The 14701-nt window shown below is 72.7% G+C and carries 15 protein-coding genes and 1 pseudogene; 10 read left to right on the top strand and 6 right to left on the bottom strand.

All coding sequences use genetic code 11. The annotated features are described in order from the left end of the window. The first annotated feature begins 70 nt into the window (after window positions 1–70). Window positions 71–238 carry a DUF3117 domain-containing protein gene (locus tag ACFO3J_RS14020; protein ID WP_073493047.1) on the top strand — a complete coding sequence of 56 codons (168 nt, stop codon included), beginning with the start codon at window positions 71–73 and terminating at the stop codon, window positions 236–238. 133 nt (window positions 239–371) lie between these two features. Here the strand turns inward: ACFO3J_RS14020 and ACFO3J_RS14015 are convergent, their stop codons facing one another. Further along, entirely contained in the window at window positions 372–1007 is a 636-nt protein-coding gene (locus tag ACFO3J_RS14015; protein WP_386430209.1) for an O-methyltransferase, read from the bottom strand. A gap of 210 nt (window positions 1008–1217) precedes the next feature. On the opposite strand from ACFO3J_RS14015, the gene sigE reads away from it, so the two are divergent. The 4 genes from sigE to ACFO3J_RS13995 all read left to right on the top strand — a co-directional run bounded on the left by sigE (window position 1218) and on the right by ACFO3J_RS13995 (window position 4455). Then, the gene (gene sigE, locus ACFO3J_RS14010) at window positions 1218–2000 is read left to right on the top strand and encodes an RNA polymerase sigma factor SigE (RefSeq protein ID WP_386429653.1); all 783 of its coding nucleotides are present in this window, start codon (window positions 1218–1220) and stop codon (window positions 1998–2000) included. After that, window positions 1997–2944, top strand: a complete 948-nt coding sequence (locus tag ACFO3J_RS14005) for an anti-sigma factor family protein (RefSeq protein WP_386429651.1) — start codon at window positions 1997–1999, stop codon at window positions 2942–2944. Before sigE ends, ACFO3J_RS14005 begins: the two co-directional genes overlap by 4 nt. A gap of 181 nt (window positions 2945–3125) precedes the next feature. Then, on the top strand, window positions 3126–3605 hold the full coding sequence (locus ACFO3J_RS14000; protein WP_386429649.1) for a sec-independent translocase: 480 nt from the start codon (window positions 3126–3128) through the stop codon (window positions 3603–3605). A gap of 235 nt (window positions 3606–3840) precedes the next feature. Next, window positions 3841–4455: a hypothetical protein gene (locus tag ACFO3J_RS13995; protein ID WP_386429647.1), complete on the top strand. Its 615-nt coding sequence runs from the start codon at window positions 3841–3843 to the stop codon at window positions 4453–4455. Between the two features lie 76 nt (window positions 4456–4531). On the opposite strand, the gene ACFO3J_RS13990 is transcribed toward ACFO3J_RS13995, so the two are convergent. Genes ACFO3J_RS13990 through ACFO3J_RS13980 form a run of 3 tightly spaced genes read right to left on the bottom strand, consistent with a single transcriptional unit; the run spans window position 4532 to window position 7934 of the window. Next, a complete protein-coding gene (locus ACFO3J_RS13990; RefSeq protein ID WP_386429645.1) occupies window positions 4532–5719 on the bottom strand; it encodes an Mrp/NBP35 family ATP-binding protein in 1188 nt (395 codons plus the stop codon). 33 nt (window positions 5720–5752) lie between these two features. After that, complete coding sequence (locus ACFO3J_RS13985; RefSeq protein ID WP_386429644.1) at window positions 5753–6373, bottom strand: DUF1003 domain-containing protein; 621 nt, start codon at window positions 6371–6373, stop codon at window positions 5753–5755. Beyond that, complete coding sequence (locus tag ACFO3J_RS13980) at window positions 6363–7934, bottom strand: magnesium transporter MgtE N-terminal domain-containing protein (protein ID WP_386429642.1); 1572 nt, start codon at window positions 7932–7934, stop codon at window positions 6363–6365. The genes ACFO3J_RS13985 and ACFO3J_RS13980 overlap by 11 nt, the downstream gene beginning before the upstream one ends. Before the next feature lie 175 nt (window positions 7935–8109). On the opposite strand from ACFO3J_RS13980, the gene ACFO3J_RS13975 reads away from it, so the two are divergent. Beyond that, entirely contained in the window at window positions 8110–8892 is a 783-nt protein-coding gene (locus ACFO3J_RS13975) for a hypothetical protein (RefSeq protein WP_386429640.1), read from the top strand. A gap of 38 nt (window positions 8893–8930) precedes the next feature. On the opposite strand, the pseudogene ACFO3J_RS13970 reads toward ACFO3J_RS13975, so the two are convergent. Further along, window positions 8931–9464: pseudogene (locus ACFO3J_RS13970) on the bottom strand (hypothetical protein); the annotation flags it as partial. 132 nt (window positions 9465–9596) lie between these two features. Here ACFO3J_RS13970 and ACFO3J_RS13965 point away from each other — a divergent pair. Then, a complete protein-coding gene (locus ACFO3J_RS13965; protein ID WP_386429639.1) occupies window positions 9597–10550 on the top strand; it encodes a DMT family transporter in 954 nt (317 codons plus the stop codon). Window positions 10551–10568: 18 nt separating this feature from the next. Here the strand turns inward: ACFO3J_RS13965 and ACFO3J_RS13960 are convergent, their stop codons facing one another. After that, on the bottom strand, window positions 10569–11705 hold the full coding sequence (locus ACFO3J_RS13960; protein WP_386429637.1) for a magnesium and cobalt transport protein CorA: 1137 nt from the start codon (window positions 11703–11705) through the stop codon (window positions 10569–10571). Window positions 11706–12071: 366 nt separating this feature from the next. Here ACFO3J_RS13960 and ACFO3J_RS13955 point away from each other — a divergent pair, with 366 nt between their 5' ends. The 3 genes from ACFO3J_RS13955 (at window position 12072) to ACFO3J_RS13945 (ending at window position 14557) form a co-directional block, all read left to right on the top strand. Beyond that, window positions 12072–12692, top strand: coding sequence for a suppressor of fused domain protein (locus ACFO3J_RS13955; RefSeq protein ID WP_386429636.1), 621 nt, complete (start codon window positions 12072–12074; stop codon window positions 12690–12692). A gap of 139 nt (window positions 12693–12831) precedes the next feature. Then, on the top strand, window positions 12832–13479 hold the full coding sequence (locus tag ACFO3J_RS13950; protein ID WP_386429634.1) for a DUF6758 family protein: 648 nt from the start codon (window positions 12832–12834) through the stop codon (window positions 13477–13479). A gap of 214 nt (window positions 13480–13693) precedes the next feature. Then, window positions 13694–14557: a PHP domain-containing protein gene (locus ACFO3J_RS13945; protein ID WP_386429632.1), complete on the top strand. Its 864-nt coding sequence runs from the start codon at window positions 13694–13696 to the stop codon at window positions 14555–14557. Window positions 14558–14701: the final 144 nt, after the last annotated feature.

The following is a 14701-nucleotide window of genomic DNA, read 5'->3' as shown; positions in this document are numbered from 1 at the left end:
GCGACATGCGGGATAATGGCCGAGAACCAATGTGTTCGAGTCCGAGCTGGTTTCAGGAAGGGGAACGAGCATGGCGGCCATGAAGCCGCGGACGGGTGACGGCCCGCTCGAGGTGACCAAGGAGGGGCGGAGCATCATCATGCGCGTTCCGCTTGAGGGCGGCGGGCGGCTTGTTGTCGAGCTGACCCCGGACGAGGCGGACGCCCTGGGCGATGCGCTGAAGAAGGCCATCGTCTGAGACCATCGGTCCCCGAATTTCGTCGCGGCCACGTACGTCACGTACGTGGCCGCGCCTCTTTCTGCCCGCCGCGGCGCCCCCGCCGCCGCCCCGCCATGCCGCCTCGCCGCGTCAGTCGATCAGGTGAGGCGGATCACTTGCCGCGGACCGCGCACAGCAGGCCGTCGTCGGTCGGGAGCAGGACCGGGGCCAGGTGGGGGCTGTCGCGGACCTCGCGCAGCAGCTCGCGCAGGTGCTGGGACTCGGCGTCCTGGTGGGCCGCGTCCAGCGCCCGGCCGCGGCCGAAGGCCCCCTCGAAGCAGACCAGGCCGCCCGGGCGCAGCAGCCGCAGCGAGGCGTCGAGGTAGTCCAGGTACTCCAGCCGGTCGGCGTCGCAGAAGACGAGGTCGTAGCCGCCGTCGGTGAGGCGGGGCAGCACGTCCAGCGCCGGGCCGCAGATGAAGCGCGACCGGTTGCCGGCGAAGCCCGCCTCCCGGTAGGCCTCCCGGGCCAGCTGCTGGCGGTCCGGCTCGGTGTCCACCGTCGTCAGCACGCCGTCGCCGCGCATCCCGCGCATCAGATGGATGCCGGAAACCCCCGTGCCGGTGCCGATCTCCACCACCGACTTCGCGTCCCCGGCCGCGGCGAGCAGCCGCAGCGCCGCTCCCGTACCAGGTGAGACCGGCCGCAGACCGGCCCGGTGGGAGCGCGCGCGGGCACGTATCAGGGCATCGTCCTCGGCGACGAACGCGTCAGCGAACGCCCAGCTCGCCTGCCGGTTGCCGGTAATGGCCCTCTCCCTGTCACCACTGTGCTCCGCCCTGCGTTCACCTGGCCGCGAGGCCCGTCGGCGACTGTATCCGTTGGGGCCGGGAACCAGCAGATGGGACCGTGCGTTGTCTGGACGGAACAGAAATGGGACGCGGAGCCGTACAGGTCTTGTCGAAGCTCTTACGCCCCAGGCAAGCGCATTTATCCGGAGCTAACGGGCGGGGTGGCTATGGTAGGGGCTCTACTGGACACCACCAGAGCCGACAGGGGAGGTGCGGCTGCCGCCGGTGACCATGGAGTGCTCACGCACTTTCTAAGGTCGGCCGGACAGCCCAAATCCGTGACCAACACCGCTGACGATCCTTCACGTGAGACCGAATCCGCCACCGCGAACTCCGTCACCACAGCGACCTTCGCCATTGACGGGGACGCTCAGTCGTGGACGCCTCCCACCTGGGAGGAGATCGTCAGTACGCACAGTGCCCGGGTATACCGGCTGGCCTACCGCCTGACCGGCAACCAGCACGACGCGGAGGACCTCACCCAAGAGGTCTTCGTGCGGGTCTTCCGCTCGCTGTCCACGTACACCCCCGGCACCTTCGAGGGCTGGCTGCACCGCATCACCACGAATCTCTTCCTGGACATGGTGCGCCGCCGTCAGCGGATCCGTTTCGACGCCCTCGGCGACGACGCGGCGGAGCGGCTCCCCAGCCGTGAGCCGTCCCCGGCGCAGCACTTCAACGACACGCACTTCGACGCGGACGTCCAGCAGGCGCTGGACACCCTCGCCCCGGAGTTCCGTGCCGCGGTGGTGCTCTGCGACATCGAGGGGCTGTCGTACGAGGAGATCGCCGCGACGCTGGGTGTGAAGCTGGGCACGGTACGCAGCCGCATCCACCGCGGCCGCTCCCACCTCCGTAAGGCTCTGGAACACCGGGCGCCCGGCGCGCGTCCGGCCCCCGCGCTTGCTGCCACCGCACCGAAACCTGGCCTGGAGGGCGGGAGAACGTGAGCAGCAGCGGTTCAGGCGAGCATCGTCCCCACCGTCCCGCGCCTGCCGAGCAGCACCTCGGCGACCGCCTCGCGGCGTTCGTCGACGGAGAGCTGACTGACGACAGCCGGGACCGCGTACTCGCCCATCTCGCGACGTGTACCCAGTGCAAAGCGGCCGCGGCCGAGCAGCGACAGCTCAAGAGCGTGGTCGCCGCCTCGGAGCTGCCCGCCATATCGGCCGGCCTGCTGGCCAGGCTCCAGGGCCTGCCCGGCATGGGCAGCGGCGACGGCTCCGGCCGCGGCGGCCCCTGGGACCCGGACGGCGGTCCCGGCGGACCGATAGCGGGCGGCCGGCCGGGTATCGACGCGCCCGGTCCCGGACTGGCCGAGGAGCCGCCCGGTCCCTTCGACGGCGGCCTGCTGGGCTCCGGCCCGCTCGGCTCCGGCCGGTTCTCCTACCTCGGTCCGGCCCGCGACCTGCTGGCTCCGGCCGGCAGCCGCTCGCGCGGCTTCCGGATCCACCAGCCGACCGCCAGGGCCGCGTCCGCCGCCGCTGCCGCCGCAGCGGAGGCGGTGGCCGCCACCCAGCCCGGCTCCGGCGCCGCCGCGGCCTCCAGGGGCCGCAGGTTCGCCTTCGCGGCGGCCGGCGCCTTCTCGCTGGCGGCGATAGCGATCGGCGGCGCCCTGCCGATGGAGGCCGCGGTCGACGGCGGCGCCCACCTCGACGACGGCCCCGCGGTGAGCCCGCTGACCGCCAATTCGGTCTCCGACACCCGCGGCGTCACCCCGCGCGGGGTGCTCGGCGCCGAGGAGGAGCGCAGGACGCGCGGCCCGGTCGGCGCCGCGTCGGTGACCTCGGCCGCCTCGGTGTCGCTGACCCGGCCGCTGCTGGCGCCCGGAACCGTACCGCTGGTGACACCCGCGGTCGCCGAGCCCCCGCGTTCCTCCGTCCTGCTGCACTGAGGCGGGTCCGGGCGGGCTCCCGGCGGATTCCTGGCCGGTCAACACCCGTACGGGGGGTCTTCCTTCACCTCCTGGCGACGTAGTGTTGGCCGGGCCACTCCCGCTTCAGCGGCGGGGGCGGGTACCGTAAAGTGCGCCGGACCCTGCCCTCCCGGCTGTGGACGTCTCAAGGAGCTGCAAGGTGTTCTTCGACATAGGCCCGCTGGAGCTGGTCGCGCTCGTTGTCCTTGCCGTGCTCGTCTTCGGCCCGGACAAGCTGCCGAAGGTCATCCACGACGTCATGCAGTTCGTGCGGAAGGTGCGGGAGTTCTCCGACAGCGCCAAGGAGGACATCCGCCGCGAGCTGGGCCCGGAGTTCAAGGACTTCGAGTTCGAGGACCTCAACCCCAAGACCTTCATCCGCAAGAACCTGATGAACGGCGACGAGGACGAGTACGGCCTCAAGGAGCTCAAGGACCTGCGCAACAGCTTCGATCTCCGCAAGGAGATGGCGGAGGTCACCGACGCGGTGAACGGCGTGGAGCCGGGCACCAAGGCGGCTTCCGGCGCTGCCTCCGGCGCCGCTGCCGCCACTGACACCACCACCACGCCGGACCGGCTGCGCAAGCCCGAGCGGCTCGGCCCGGACGAGCCGCCGCCCTTCGACGCCGACGCGACCTGATCACGGGCTGAGCGCGGGCTGATCGTCGGCTGAGCGGGGCCCGGGCGGGGGCCTGACGGGACGCTGGCGGGACTCCGGTGGGGCCCGCGTCAACCGCGGTGCGGTATTTCACCTGATTGGTGGACGGTTTTCCGTGTGTTCACCGTCACCCCACGCCGTTTCGAGCCGCGAACCCACCCATGGTCGGGCAAGATGGCGAGTTGCCCAGAAGGGCACCGGAGGAGGCGCGACCCATATGGAGACGAAGACCGGCACGGCGCAGGGGGCGGTCGACGGCTATCTGATGGCCGATTTCCCGTGGTACGGGCTGGACCAGGCGTTCACCGGCCGCCGCTGGCTCGGCTCGGTCGCCGTCAGCGCGGACGGCACGGTCGAGCACGGCTCGATAGGGCACGGCGACGAGCCGTCCGTGAAGACGGAGACCATCGACCCCGAGGGGCTGCGGTTCGCCGTGGTCGTCACCGTGGCCCGGCGGCCCGGGCGGCGCAGCGCGGACGGCCTGGGCGTCCTGGAGGCCACATCCGTCTCGTCGGCGGCCTGGCTGGCCGGCTCGGGACTCCTGTCGTGCACCTGGCCGACGCACATGGAGCGGAATCTGCGGCAGGACTGGCTGGACCAGCAGACGGCCGCGGCCTGGGACATCGCCGACGATCTCGACGGCTCCGCCTGGTCCTCGCTCACTCTTCCGGTGGACGGCGAGCCGACCCCGTTCCACTACCGCGAGTCGGAGTACGGCTGGGTGATGGCGGGCGCGGCCCGCGGCGTCCACCTGGGCGCGTACGGGCGCGGTATGAGCGCCTACGGCCTGGGCCTGTCGGTGGTGCGCGACATCACGACGTACGAGCACTGAGCCCGCGCTCGGCGCGACGGCGGGGCGGGCTCCTGGAGCCCGCCCCGCCGTCGCATGCCGTGCGGGTGGACGCCCGCTAGAACTTGTTGCGCGGGGTGATCCCCAGCGACATCCCGGCCAGGCCCCGGGCGCGCACGCCCAGCTTGGCGGCGATGCCGCGCAGCGCCGTACCCGCCGCCGAGTCGGGGTGGCTGAGGGTGACCGGGCGTCCGTCGTCGCCGCCCTCGCGGAGCCGTACGTCGATCGGGATGCGGCCCAGGACGGGCACGGTCGTACCGGTCGTACGGGACAGCCCCTCGGCGACGCGGTCGCCGCCGCCGGTGCCGAAGACCTCCACGATCTCGTCGCAGTGCGGGCAGGGCATGCCCGCCATGTTCTCCACCACGCCGACGATCTTCTGGTGGGTCTGCACCGCGATCGACCCGGCCCGCTCGGCGACCTCGGCGGCGGCCTGCTGCGGGGTGGTCACCACCAGGATCTCGGCGTTCGGCACCAGCTGCGCCACCGAGATCGCGATGTCACCGGTGCCGGGCGGCAGGTCCAGCAGCAGGACGTCCAGGTCGCCCCAGTACACATCGGCCAGGAACTGCTGGAGCGCCCGGTGCAGCATCGGCCCGCGCCACACCACGGGGGCGTTGCCGGGGGTGAACATGCCGATCGAGATGACCTTCACGCCGGTGGCGGACGACGGCGGCATGATCATGTTCTCGACCTGGGTGGGCCGGCCCTCGACACCGAGCATGCGCGGCACGCTGTGGCCGTAGATGTCGGCGTCCACCACGCCCACCTTGAGCCCGTCGGCGGCCATCGCCGCGGCCAGATTGACCGTCACCGAGGACTTGCCGACGCCGCCCTTGCCGGAGGCCACCGCGTAGACCCGGGTGAGCGAGCCCGGCTGGGCGAAGGGGATCTCCCGCTCGGCCTTGCCGCCCCGCAGCGACGCCGCCAGCTCGCGCCGCTGCTCGTCGCTCATCACGTCCAGCGTGACCCGGACCGAGGTGACCCCGGCGACCTGGCCGACGGCCGTCGTGACGAGGTTGGTGATGGTGTCGCGCATCGGGCACCCGGAGACGGTCAGATAGACGGTGACCGCCACCGTGCCGTCCGCGTCGATGTCCACGGACTTCACCATGCCGAGATCCGTGATCGGCTTGTGGATCTCCGGGTCGTTCACGGTCGCGAGCGCGGCGCGGACGGCCTCGTCGGTCGGCGCGGCGCCCGCGGGCGCCTGCCGGCCGGAGGCTGGGGGAGTGGTGGTAGCCATAGGGACGATGGTACGGCGGCGGCGCGGGCCGGTTCAGCGACCCCGGCCGTCGGGTTCGTCACCGCGGCCGGGTCGGGGCCGCCCCGCCGGGCCCGACCGGCGTCCGGCGACCGGACCGGGGCCGCGCGTGGCGGCGAGGAACCGGCGCTCCTCGATCTCCCGGAGCAGATCCTGGAGTTCGGAGCGCATCCAGTCCCGGGTGGCGACCTCGCCGAGGTTCACCCGCAGCGCGGCGACCTCCCGGGTCAGGTACTCGGTGTCGGCGATGACCCGCTCGTTCTGCTTGCGGTCCTGCTCCAGATTCACCCGGTCGCGGTCGTCCTGCCGGTTCTGCGCCAGCAGGATCAGCGGCGCGGCGTAGGACGCCTGGAGCGACAGCAGCAGGGTCAGGAAGATGAACGGGTACGGGTCGAAGCGGGCGGCTTTCGGCGCGAAGATGTTCCACAGCAGCCACAGGATGATCAGGACGGTCATCCAGACGATGAACCGTCCGGTGCCCAGGAAGCGGGCGATCCGCTCGGACAGCTTGCCGAAGGCCTCCGGGTCGTAGGTGGGCAGAAGGCTGCGGCGCGGTGCCTTGGGCTGGTCGAGCCGGGCGCGCTGGCCGCGCCGGTCAGTGGAGCGCTTGGCGCGCTCGCGTTCCTCAGCGGGCATCGCCGGCTCCTGTCCCGGGCGTGCCGCCGCTGTCGCCGGAGCCGTCGTCGTCGCTGTCGCCGGAGCGGTCGGTGGGCTCGCCGCTGTGGCCGCTGTGGCCGGTCAGCGGGCTGGGCTCGGCGGAGCGGTACGGGTCGTACGGCTCCCGGTCCGGATCGTCGCCCCCCTCGTCCATGTCCCCGTCGTCCCGGTCGTCCCCGTCACCCCTGTCCCGCCCGTCCGGTCCGTCCCCCGCGTCCATCACGCCGTCCGCGCCCCGCAGATCGGTCTCCCGCCAGTCCTCCGGCAGCAGATGGTCGAGCACGTCGTCCACCGTGACCGCGCCGAGCAGCGCGCCCCGCTCGTCCACCACCGGCGCCGAGATCATGTTGTACGTCGCCAGGAAGCTGGTCACCGACGGCAGCGCGGTCTCCGGCTGGAGCGGCTGGAGGTCGGTGTCCACGATCGAGCCGAGCTGGGTGTAGGGCGGATCGCGCAGCAGCCGCTGGAAGTGCACCAGGCCCAGATACCGGCCGGTGGGCGTCTCGTCGGGCGGCCGGCACACATAGACCTGCGCGGCCAGCGCCGGCGACAGGTCGGGGTTGCGGATGCGGGCCAGCGCGTCGGCGACGGTCGACTCCGGACCCAGCACGATCGGCTCGGTGGTCATCAGCCCGCCCGCGGTCCGCTCCTCGTACGACAGCAGCCGCCGTACGCCCGCGGCCTCCTGCGGCTGCATCAGGGCCAGCAGGCGCTCCTGCTCGTCGGCGGGCAGCTCGGCCAGCAGGTCGGCGGCGTCGTCCGGGTCCATCGCCTCCAGGACGTCGGCGGCCCGCTCCTCCTTGAGCTTGCTGAGGATCTCCACCTGGTCGTCGTCCGGCAGCTCCTCCAGCACGTCGGCGAGCCGGTCGTCGTCCAGCGCGGCGGCGACCTCGCCGCGGCGCTTGGGGGACAGATGGTGCAGGACGTTCGCCAGGTCGGCCGGGCGCAGCCGCTCGAAGGTGGCGACCAGGTTCTCGGCGCCCTGGCCGTCCTCGGACAGCCGGAAGCCGGTGACCGCCGACCAGTCGACGGTCAGCGTCTCGCCCTTGCGGCGCAGCGCCCCGGCCTTGCCGCGCCGGACGAAGACCTTGTCGATCTCCCAGGTGCGGCGAGCCGTCAGCTGCACCATGGACACGTCCAGCACGGTGACTTCCTCGCCCCGCGCCTGCCGGGCGGCCTCGGCCTCGGCCCCCTCCGGGCCCTGATCGGCGCCGGCCGCCGGCTCCACCAGATGCACCCGGCGGTCCAGCAGCTCGCCCAGCACCAGCGTCTCGCTCTTGCGCTGCTCGAAGCGCCGCATGTTCAGCACGCCGGTGGTGATCACCTGGCCCGATTCGACACCGGTCACCCGGGTCATGGGCAGGAAGATCCGCCGCCGGCTGACCACCTCGACCACCAGGCCGAGCACACCGGGCGGCCGGCCGCCGACCCGCAGCGTCACCACCACGTCGCGGACCCGGCCCACCTGGTCGCCCGCCGGATCGAACACGGCGACACCGGCCAGATGCGAGACGAAGACCCGGGGGGCGCCTGCGGCCATACGGGGGCCTCCTCGTGCGTTCGTTGTCCGCGGCCAGGCTACTCCGGGGAGATCTTGTCCGCCCCGTGGGTACGCCCCGCGGATACGCCCGCGCCCACGCCCCGGGTACACCGCGGCCACTTCTGCGGTAGCTTCTGCACCGCCCGCAGCACCACCCGCAGGAGGACGACAACCCGTGTATCCCGTCCGCCGGAACGTCCCCGCCCGCCGAGCCCTCGCCGTCCTCGCGACGCTCTGCGCGGGAACGCCGCTGCTCACCGGCTGCCTCGGCCTCGGCGGCGGCCCCGACGAGGGCACCAACGGCGTCGCCAAACTGCCCCCCGCGAGCATCGAGCGGCAGGCCAGGACCGCCGCGGACGCCGCCCCGGCCGTACGGCTGTCCGGCACCGTGGTCAGCGACGGCCAGACCTTCCGCCTCGACATGCGCCTGCGCGCCGACGGCGGCGTCGGCGAGGTCACCACCAGGGCCGGCACCTTCCAGCTGCTGCGTGTCAACGACGACCTCTACCTCAAGGCGGGCGCCGACTTCTACGGCGCCGGCGGCGACAACAAGGACAGCAAGGCCGCCGCGGCCAAACTCAACGGCAAATACGTCAAGGTCCCGCCCACCGACCCCGCCTACCGCCAGTTCAGCGGCTTCACCGACAAGAAGACCCTGCTCGCCGACCTCTTCGTCCTCGACGGCACCCTCCAGCGCGGCGACCACGGCAAGATCGCCACCACCCCGACCATCGCCCTCACCGGCTCCCGCGGCGGCTCCCTCGACATCTCCCTCAACGGCAAGCCCTACCCCCTCCGCTACCAGCGCGCCGGCAACGCGGGCATCCTGACCCTCACCGACTGGGCCCAGGACTTCCCCCTGACGGCCCCCGGCAAGAACGCGGTGGTCGACTACGGGAAGTCGGTGGGGGTGACGGCTTCGCCGTCGGGTCCGGCGCCGGGGGCGAAGAAGAAGTAGCGCCGCGTGCCCGGCCTCGACGATGCCCGGTGCGGGCTAGCTCTTCTTCCGGCCCGTGCCAGCAGGCGGGGGAGGGCTGCCGGGATGGGGTGGCGGGTGGTGGCCGGGCTGGGTGGGGGCGGGGTGGAGCCGGAGGCTGTCGGCATGGTGCCCGGGTGTTCGGTCGGGGGGCCGGAGGGGGTGAGGCGGAGGATGGCGCACTCGCGGGACCAGCGGGCGGAAAGGGCCTCGCCGTCGGGGGAGTTGAGGCGTTTGGGCTTGAGTTCGGCGGCGGCGGCCTGCCAGGGGGCGCTGTCCGGGGGGAGCAGGGTGACGCGGGCGGGCCAGGTGATGAGGCGGCCGCCCTTGTCCTTGCTGCGTACGGTGACGGTCGCGGCGGCGCCCTCGGTGAGGCCGGCCGGGACGGGCTGCTCGCCGGGGCCGGTGACCAGGCAGAGCGCGCCGTCGACCCAGGCGTGCCAGAGGGCCTGGCCGTTGACCCAGACCAGGCCGGACTTCTTGGTGGCCTCCTCGATCAGGGCGGTCTGCTCGGCGGCGGCGACAGCGGCGGCTGCGGCGGTCTCGGCGGTCATGGCCACAGCCTAGAGCCCGACCGCCGCCGGGAGCCGTCCGGGGAACGGAACGACAGGTGCTCAGGCCCGTCATGGGCCTTACGCTGAGGGGCGGCCGACCGCCGTGATCCGAGAGCGCATCCGAGGAGCCCCGTGACCGCCCCGCAGAGCACCGCCACCACCGCGGACCCGGGCGGCACACAGCCGGCGGCGGGGATACCGGCAGGGCCCGTACCCGGGCGGCGGCTGGACTTCACGCTGCTCGCGGTGGCCGTGGCCGGCGTCTCGATGTCGGCCCCGCTGATCGCCGCCACCGCCGCGCCCGCGCTGGCCATCGCCTTCTGGCGCAACGCGATGGCCGTCGGCGTCCTCAGCCCGCTCGCGCTGTGGCGGCACCGCGCCGAACTGCGGCACATGGGCGGCCGGGCGCTCGCGCTGTCCGTGGCGGCCGGCGTCGTCCTCGCTCTGCACTTCGGCATGTGGCTGCCGAGCCTCAATATGACGTCGGTGGCCACCTCCACCGCGCTGTGCACCACCACCCCGATCTGGACCACCCTCGTCCTGCGCCTGCGCGGCCACCGCCCGCCGGGCCTGGCCTGGGCCGGCACCGGGCTCGCGGTGCTCGGCGTGCTCATCCTCACCGGCATCGACCTGTCCACCGGCGCCCGCGCGCTGGCGGGTGACCTGCTGGCCCTCGGCGCGGGCATGGCCGCCGCCGGATACGTCCTGCTCGGCGCGGAGGTACGGCGCACCGCGAGCACCACCGCGTACACCTTCGTCTGCTACGGGACCACCGCGGTCGTCCTGCTGGCCGCCTGCCTGGTGTCCGGCTCGGCGCTCGGCGGCTACGACGGGGCGACCTGGCTGAAGATCGTCGCGCTGACGGTGGCCGCCCAGTTGCTCGGGCACTCGCTGCTCAACCGGGTGGTACGCGGTCTGGGCCCCGCCACCACCTCGACCGCGATCCTGCTGGAGACCCCCGGCGCCGCGCTCGTCGCCGCGCTGTGGCTGGGCCAGACCCCGCCGGCCGCCGCCTATCCGGCGCTCGGCGTGATCCTCGCGGGCCTGGCCCTGGTGATCCTCGCCGACCGCCGCAAGAGCGCCTGACCCCGGGCGGTCCGGCCCCTACAACCAGCCGTTGCGCCGGAATCCCCGGTGGATGGCGTAGCAGATCGACACGATCGCGACCAGCACCGCCGGGTAGCCGAACCGCCAGCGCAGCTCCGGCATCGTGTCGAAGTTCATCCCGTACACACCGGTGATCATCGTCGGCACCGCCAGGATCGCCGCCCACGCGGTGATCTTGCGCATGTCCTCGTTCTGCACGACGGTGGCCTGCGCCAGATTGGCCTGGAGGATGGAGTTCAGCAGGTCGTCGAAGCCGGTGACCTGCTCGTGCACCCGGGCCACATGGTCGGCGACGTCGCGGAAGTACTTCTGGATCTCCGGGTCGATCAGCCGCATCGGGCGCTCGCCCAGCATCTGCATCGGCCGCAGCAGCGGGGAGACCGCCCGCTTGAACTCCAGCACCTCCCGCTTGAGCTGGTAGATCCGCCCCGCGTCGCCGCCGCGCAGGCTCTTGCCGTTGCCCGCCGAGAAGACATCGATCTCGACCTCGTCGATGTCGTCCTGGACCGCCTCGGTCACCGCCAGATAGTCGTCGACCACCCGGTCGGCGATGGCGTGCAGCACCGCGGACGGGCCCTTGGCCAGCAGCTCCGGGTCGTCCTCCAACTGGTGCCGGAGCGACCGCAGCGAGCCGTGGCCGCCGTGCCGGACGGTGATCACGAAGTACTGGCCGGTGAAGACCATCACCTCGCCGCTCTCCACCACCTCGCTGGTGGCGGTCAGCTCGGCGTGCTCCACATAGCGGATCGTCTTGAACACGGTGAACAGCGAGTTGTCGTACCGCTCCAGCTTGGGCCGCTGATGGGCGTGCACGGCGTCCTCGACGGCCAGCGGGTGCAGGCCGAACTCCTCGGCGATCCCGGCGAACTCCTGCTCGGTCGGCTCGTGCAGCCCGATCCAGACGAAACCGTCGCTGCCGTCGCACTGGTCGGCGCTGCGGCCGGCCCGGACGGTACGCAGGGCCTCGCGCAGGCCGATGTTGTCGCTGCACCGGACGCCGCCGCGGTAGACCGCGCAGTCCACCACCGCGCTGCTGATGGCGGAGGCGTCGTGGGTCGGGCCGTAGTCGTAGGACTCGCTGGTCTTGCGCAGGGTGGGACGGACGACAGCGCGCAGATCACGGATCATCGACATGGCAAGCTCCTTCACGGACTGGCCTACGGCATGGCGCCGCACTGAATTGCTGATCAGGACGGGTTGATCACAAGCAGTTCAGGGCGCTCTTCCAGCGCGGAGACGCTCCGCGGGCAAGCCGTCACATCACGCGTTTCGCTCCCGGGGGGACGGGTAGGAACGCGAAGGCACGCGGAGGCTCAGAGCGCGGGGCGGCAGATGGAAGAGCTGCCGGTACTGCACGGTCGACTGGGATCCATGGCAGTCCCACCTCCTCCGGCCAATCCCCGCTGGGGGATGACGTACGCGCGAACGCCCCACTTTAGCAAGCGCTCGAACGCCTGCTGTCGAGCTTTGCGCCTTCGATACGCGCTCTATGCTCGCCGTATGGCAGATGTTACGCCGCTGGTCGAGGCACGGCTGCGCGTCGCCTTCGGCGAACCGGACGCGCGGGCCGCGATCACCTTCCTCGGCGTGGAGCGGATCGAGGTACTCCGCTACTCCGACGGCGACCTGCGGCGATACGTCACTCTTGGCATGTCCGCGCAGCCCATGGCCGACCCGCTCGCGACGATGGCGGACGCGGTACGCGGCCCCCGCGCGGAGCTGCTGGTGACGGTTCGCGCCGGGCGTGGCGGCGCGGGCCCAGACACCGACAAGATCCTCCGGCCGCTGGCCGTCCTGGCCGCGTCCCCGCAGGTGGAAGGGGTCGTTGTCGCGCCGGGCAACTCGCTGGAGGTCGGCGAGCCGCTCTGGCCGGGCGCGCCCTTCTCGGCGGTGCTGGTGGCCGAGGGCGGCGGGCTGGTCGAGGACCTGGCCCTGGCCGAGGTCCTCGGTGAGCCGATGGACCCGGTGCGCTTCCTGCCGCTGCTCCCGATGACGCCCAATGAGGCCGCGTGGAAGCGGGTGCACGGCGCCGCCGCCCTTCAGGAGCGGTGGCTGAAGCTGGGGACGGACCTGCGCGATCCGGCGCGGGGATCGGTACGGCTGGACGACCTCGGCGGCTGAAGCGGACTGAAGCGGACTGAAGCGGCGGGAAGCGGGCTGAAGCGGGGCTGAGCGCCTCGGGGGCGGAGGCGGGAACCCGGGGGCTCGGACGGGTGATCGTCCTTGACGCGGGCACGGTCCCGGAGGACCGTGGGGCCCTATGAGGGGTGAACCCAGTTGCCCGAAGTGCGGTGGCAGGGTCCGGACGCCCGGCCTCTTCGCCGACTCGTGGCAGTGCGACGCCCACGGGAGCGTTCACCCGCTGCAGCCGGTCCTGCCGCCCAGCGTCGAGGCGCTCGGCGTGGTCGTGCACCGTTCCCGTGTACCGGTGTGGATGCCGTGGCCGCTTCCCGTGGGCTGGCTCTTCTCCGGCGTCGCCTCGGCGGGTGACGACCGCGGCGGGGGCCGGGCCACCGCGCTGACCTGCTCCGGTCCCGGCCCGCTCGGCGGCGCCGGTGAGCTGATGCTGATCGCCGAGGAGTTGGGCGTGGGCCTCGGCGCGCGCTACGCGGGGATCCCCGGGCCGGACCCGGGGCCCGACATGTGCGTCGACAAGCCCGCCCACACCAAGGTGCTCGCGGCCGGTCGCCCGACCCCCCTGTGGCAGGTCCAGGGCACCCCGGACGACCGGGTGGCCTTCGCCGGCGAGGCGCTCGGGCTGTGGGTGTGGGCGATCGTCTGGCCCCAGGAGACCGGGCTGCTGATGTACGACGAGCTGGTGCTGACGGACCTGCGGGACGCGGGCGCCGAGGTGGACCTGCTGCCGTGCGGGGCGCTGTCGCCGCGGCTGCTGGCATCGCCCGCCTGAGGCCGGACCGCGCGGAGCGGCGGGGCGGTGGGGGCGCGGAAACGGGCGCGGCCGGGTTGCGCCGTACGGGTGAGGACCATCGCCGAGCCTGTAGGCCGTAACCCACCTGGGCTCCTGAGCCCCACTTCCGTTTGCCCCTGCGAATCGCAGGTTTGTGCGGGAGCTATCCTTGTGTTCGTCCGCTGACCTTCTGCCGTCCCTGGGAGCCCGTGCCGTGCGCGTCGACCTGCACACTCATTCGACGGCCTCGGACGGTACGGACACGCCCGGCGAGCTGGTCCGCAACGCCGCCGCGGCCGGACTCGACGTGGTGGCCCTCACCGATCACGACACGGTCGGCGGCTACGGGCAGGCCGTCGCCGCATTGCGGGAGCTGGGTCCCCGGTCCGGACTGACGCTGGTGACCGGGGCGGAGCTGTCCTGCCGGGTGGGCGGGATCAGCATGCACCTGCTGGCGTACCTCTTCGACCCCGCCGAACCCGAACTGAACCGCGAGCGGGAGCTGGTGCGCGACGACCGGGTGCCGCGCGCCCGCGGCATGGTGGCCAGGCTCCAGGAGCTGGGCGTGCCGGTGACCTGGGATCAGGTCGCGCGGATCGCCGGCGACGGATCGGTGGGGCGGCCGCACATCGCCACCGCGATGGTCGAGCTGGGGGTGGTGGGCAGCGTCTCGGACGCGTTCACCGAGGAGTGGCTGGCCAACGACGGACGGGCGTACGTGGCCAAGGCCGAGTTCGACCCCTTCGAGGCGGTGCGGCTGGTCAAGGCGGCCGGGGGCGTCACGGTGTTCGCGCACCCGGGGGCGCACAAGCGGGGCGAGACGGTGCCGGACGCGGTGATCGGGGAACTGGCAGCCGCCGGCCTCGACGGTATCGAGGTGGACCACGTCGACCACGACCCGGCGACACGGGCCCGGTTGGCCGCCCTCGCCGGGGAGTCGGGGCTGCTCGCGACGGGCTCCAGCGACTATCACGGCAGCCGGAAGACGGTGGCGCTGGGGGAGTGCGTGACGGACCCGGAGGTCTACCGGGAGATCGTCCGGCGGGCGAGCGGGGCGGTACCGGTCACCGCGGGCTGACGCCGCTGCCGGGTCTCAGGGGTGCGCCCCCGGATCTCCCGTTCTCCCCGTGCCGTCCCTCTCGCCTCCCCTCCCCGTCCCCCTCCCCCTGCTCCCTTCCCGTCCCCTTCTCCCCGCTCCTTGCTCCGCCGCTCGACAGGAAAG

This window comes from Streptomyces polygonati (assembly GCF_042650325.1).
Taxonomy (GTDB): domain Bacteria; phylum Actinomycetota; class Actinomycetes; order Streptomycetales; family Streptomycetaceae; genus Actinacidiphila; species Actinacidiphila polygonati.
Note: the sequence above shows the minus strand (reverse complement) of the source record. Positions and strands in the feature narration are given on the sequence as shown.

Bases quoted from the DNA above. Each gene is read 5' to 3' on its own strand.
- ACFO3J_RS14020 (WP_073493047.1), top strand. From the start codon at position 71: ATGGCGGCCATGAAGCCGCGGACGGGTGACGGCCCGCTCGAGGTGACC.
- ACFO3J_RS13960 (WP_386429637.1), bottom strand. From the start codon at position 11,705: ATGTCGATGATCCGTGATCTGCGCGCTGTCGTCCGTCCCACCCTGCGC.
- ACFO3J_RS13950 (WP_386429634.1), top strand. From the start codon at position 12,832: ATGAGGGGTGAACCCAGTTGCCCGAAGTGCGGTGGCAGGGTCCGGACG.
- ACFO3J_RS13995 (WP_386429647.1), top strand. From the start codon at position 3,841: ATGGAGACGAAGACCGGCACGGCGCAGGGGGCGGTCGACGGCTATCTG.
- ACFO3J_RS13990 (WP_386429645.1), bottom strand. From the start codon at position 5,719: ATGGCTACCACCACTCCCCCAGCCTCCGGCCGGCAGGCGCCCGCGGGC.
- ACFO3J_RS13955 (WP_386429636.1), top strand. From the start codon at position 12,072: ATGGCAGATGTTACGCCGCTGGTCGAGGCACGGCTGCGCGTCGCCTTC.
- ACFO3J_RS13980 (WP_386429642.1), bottom strand. From the start codon at position 7,934: ATGGCCGCAGGCGCCCCCCGGGTCTTCGTCTCGCATCTGGCCGGTGTC.
- sigE (WP_386429653.1), top strand. From the start codon at position 1,218: ATGGTAGGGGCTCTACTGGACACCACCAGAGCCGACAGGGGAGGTGCG.
- ACFO3J_RS13985 (WP_386429644.1), bottom strand. From the start codon at position 6,373: ATGCCCGCTGAGGAACGCGAGCGCGCCAAGCGCTCCACTGACCGGCGC.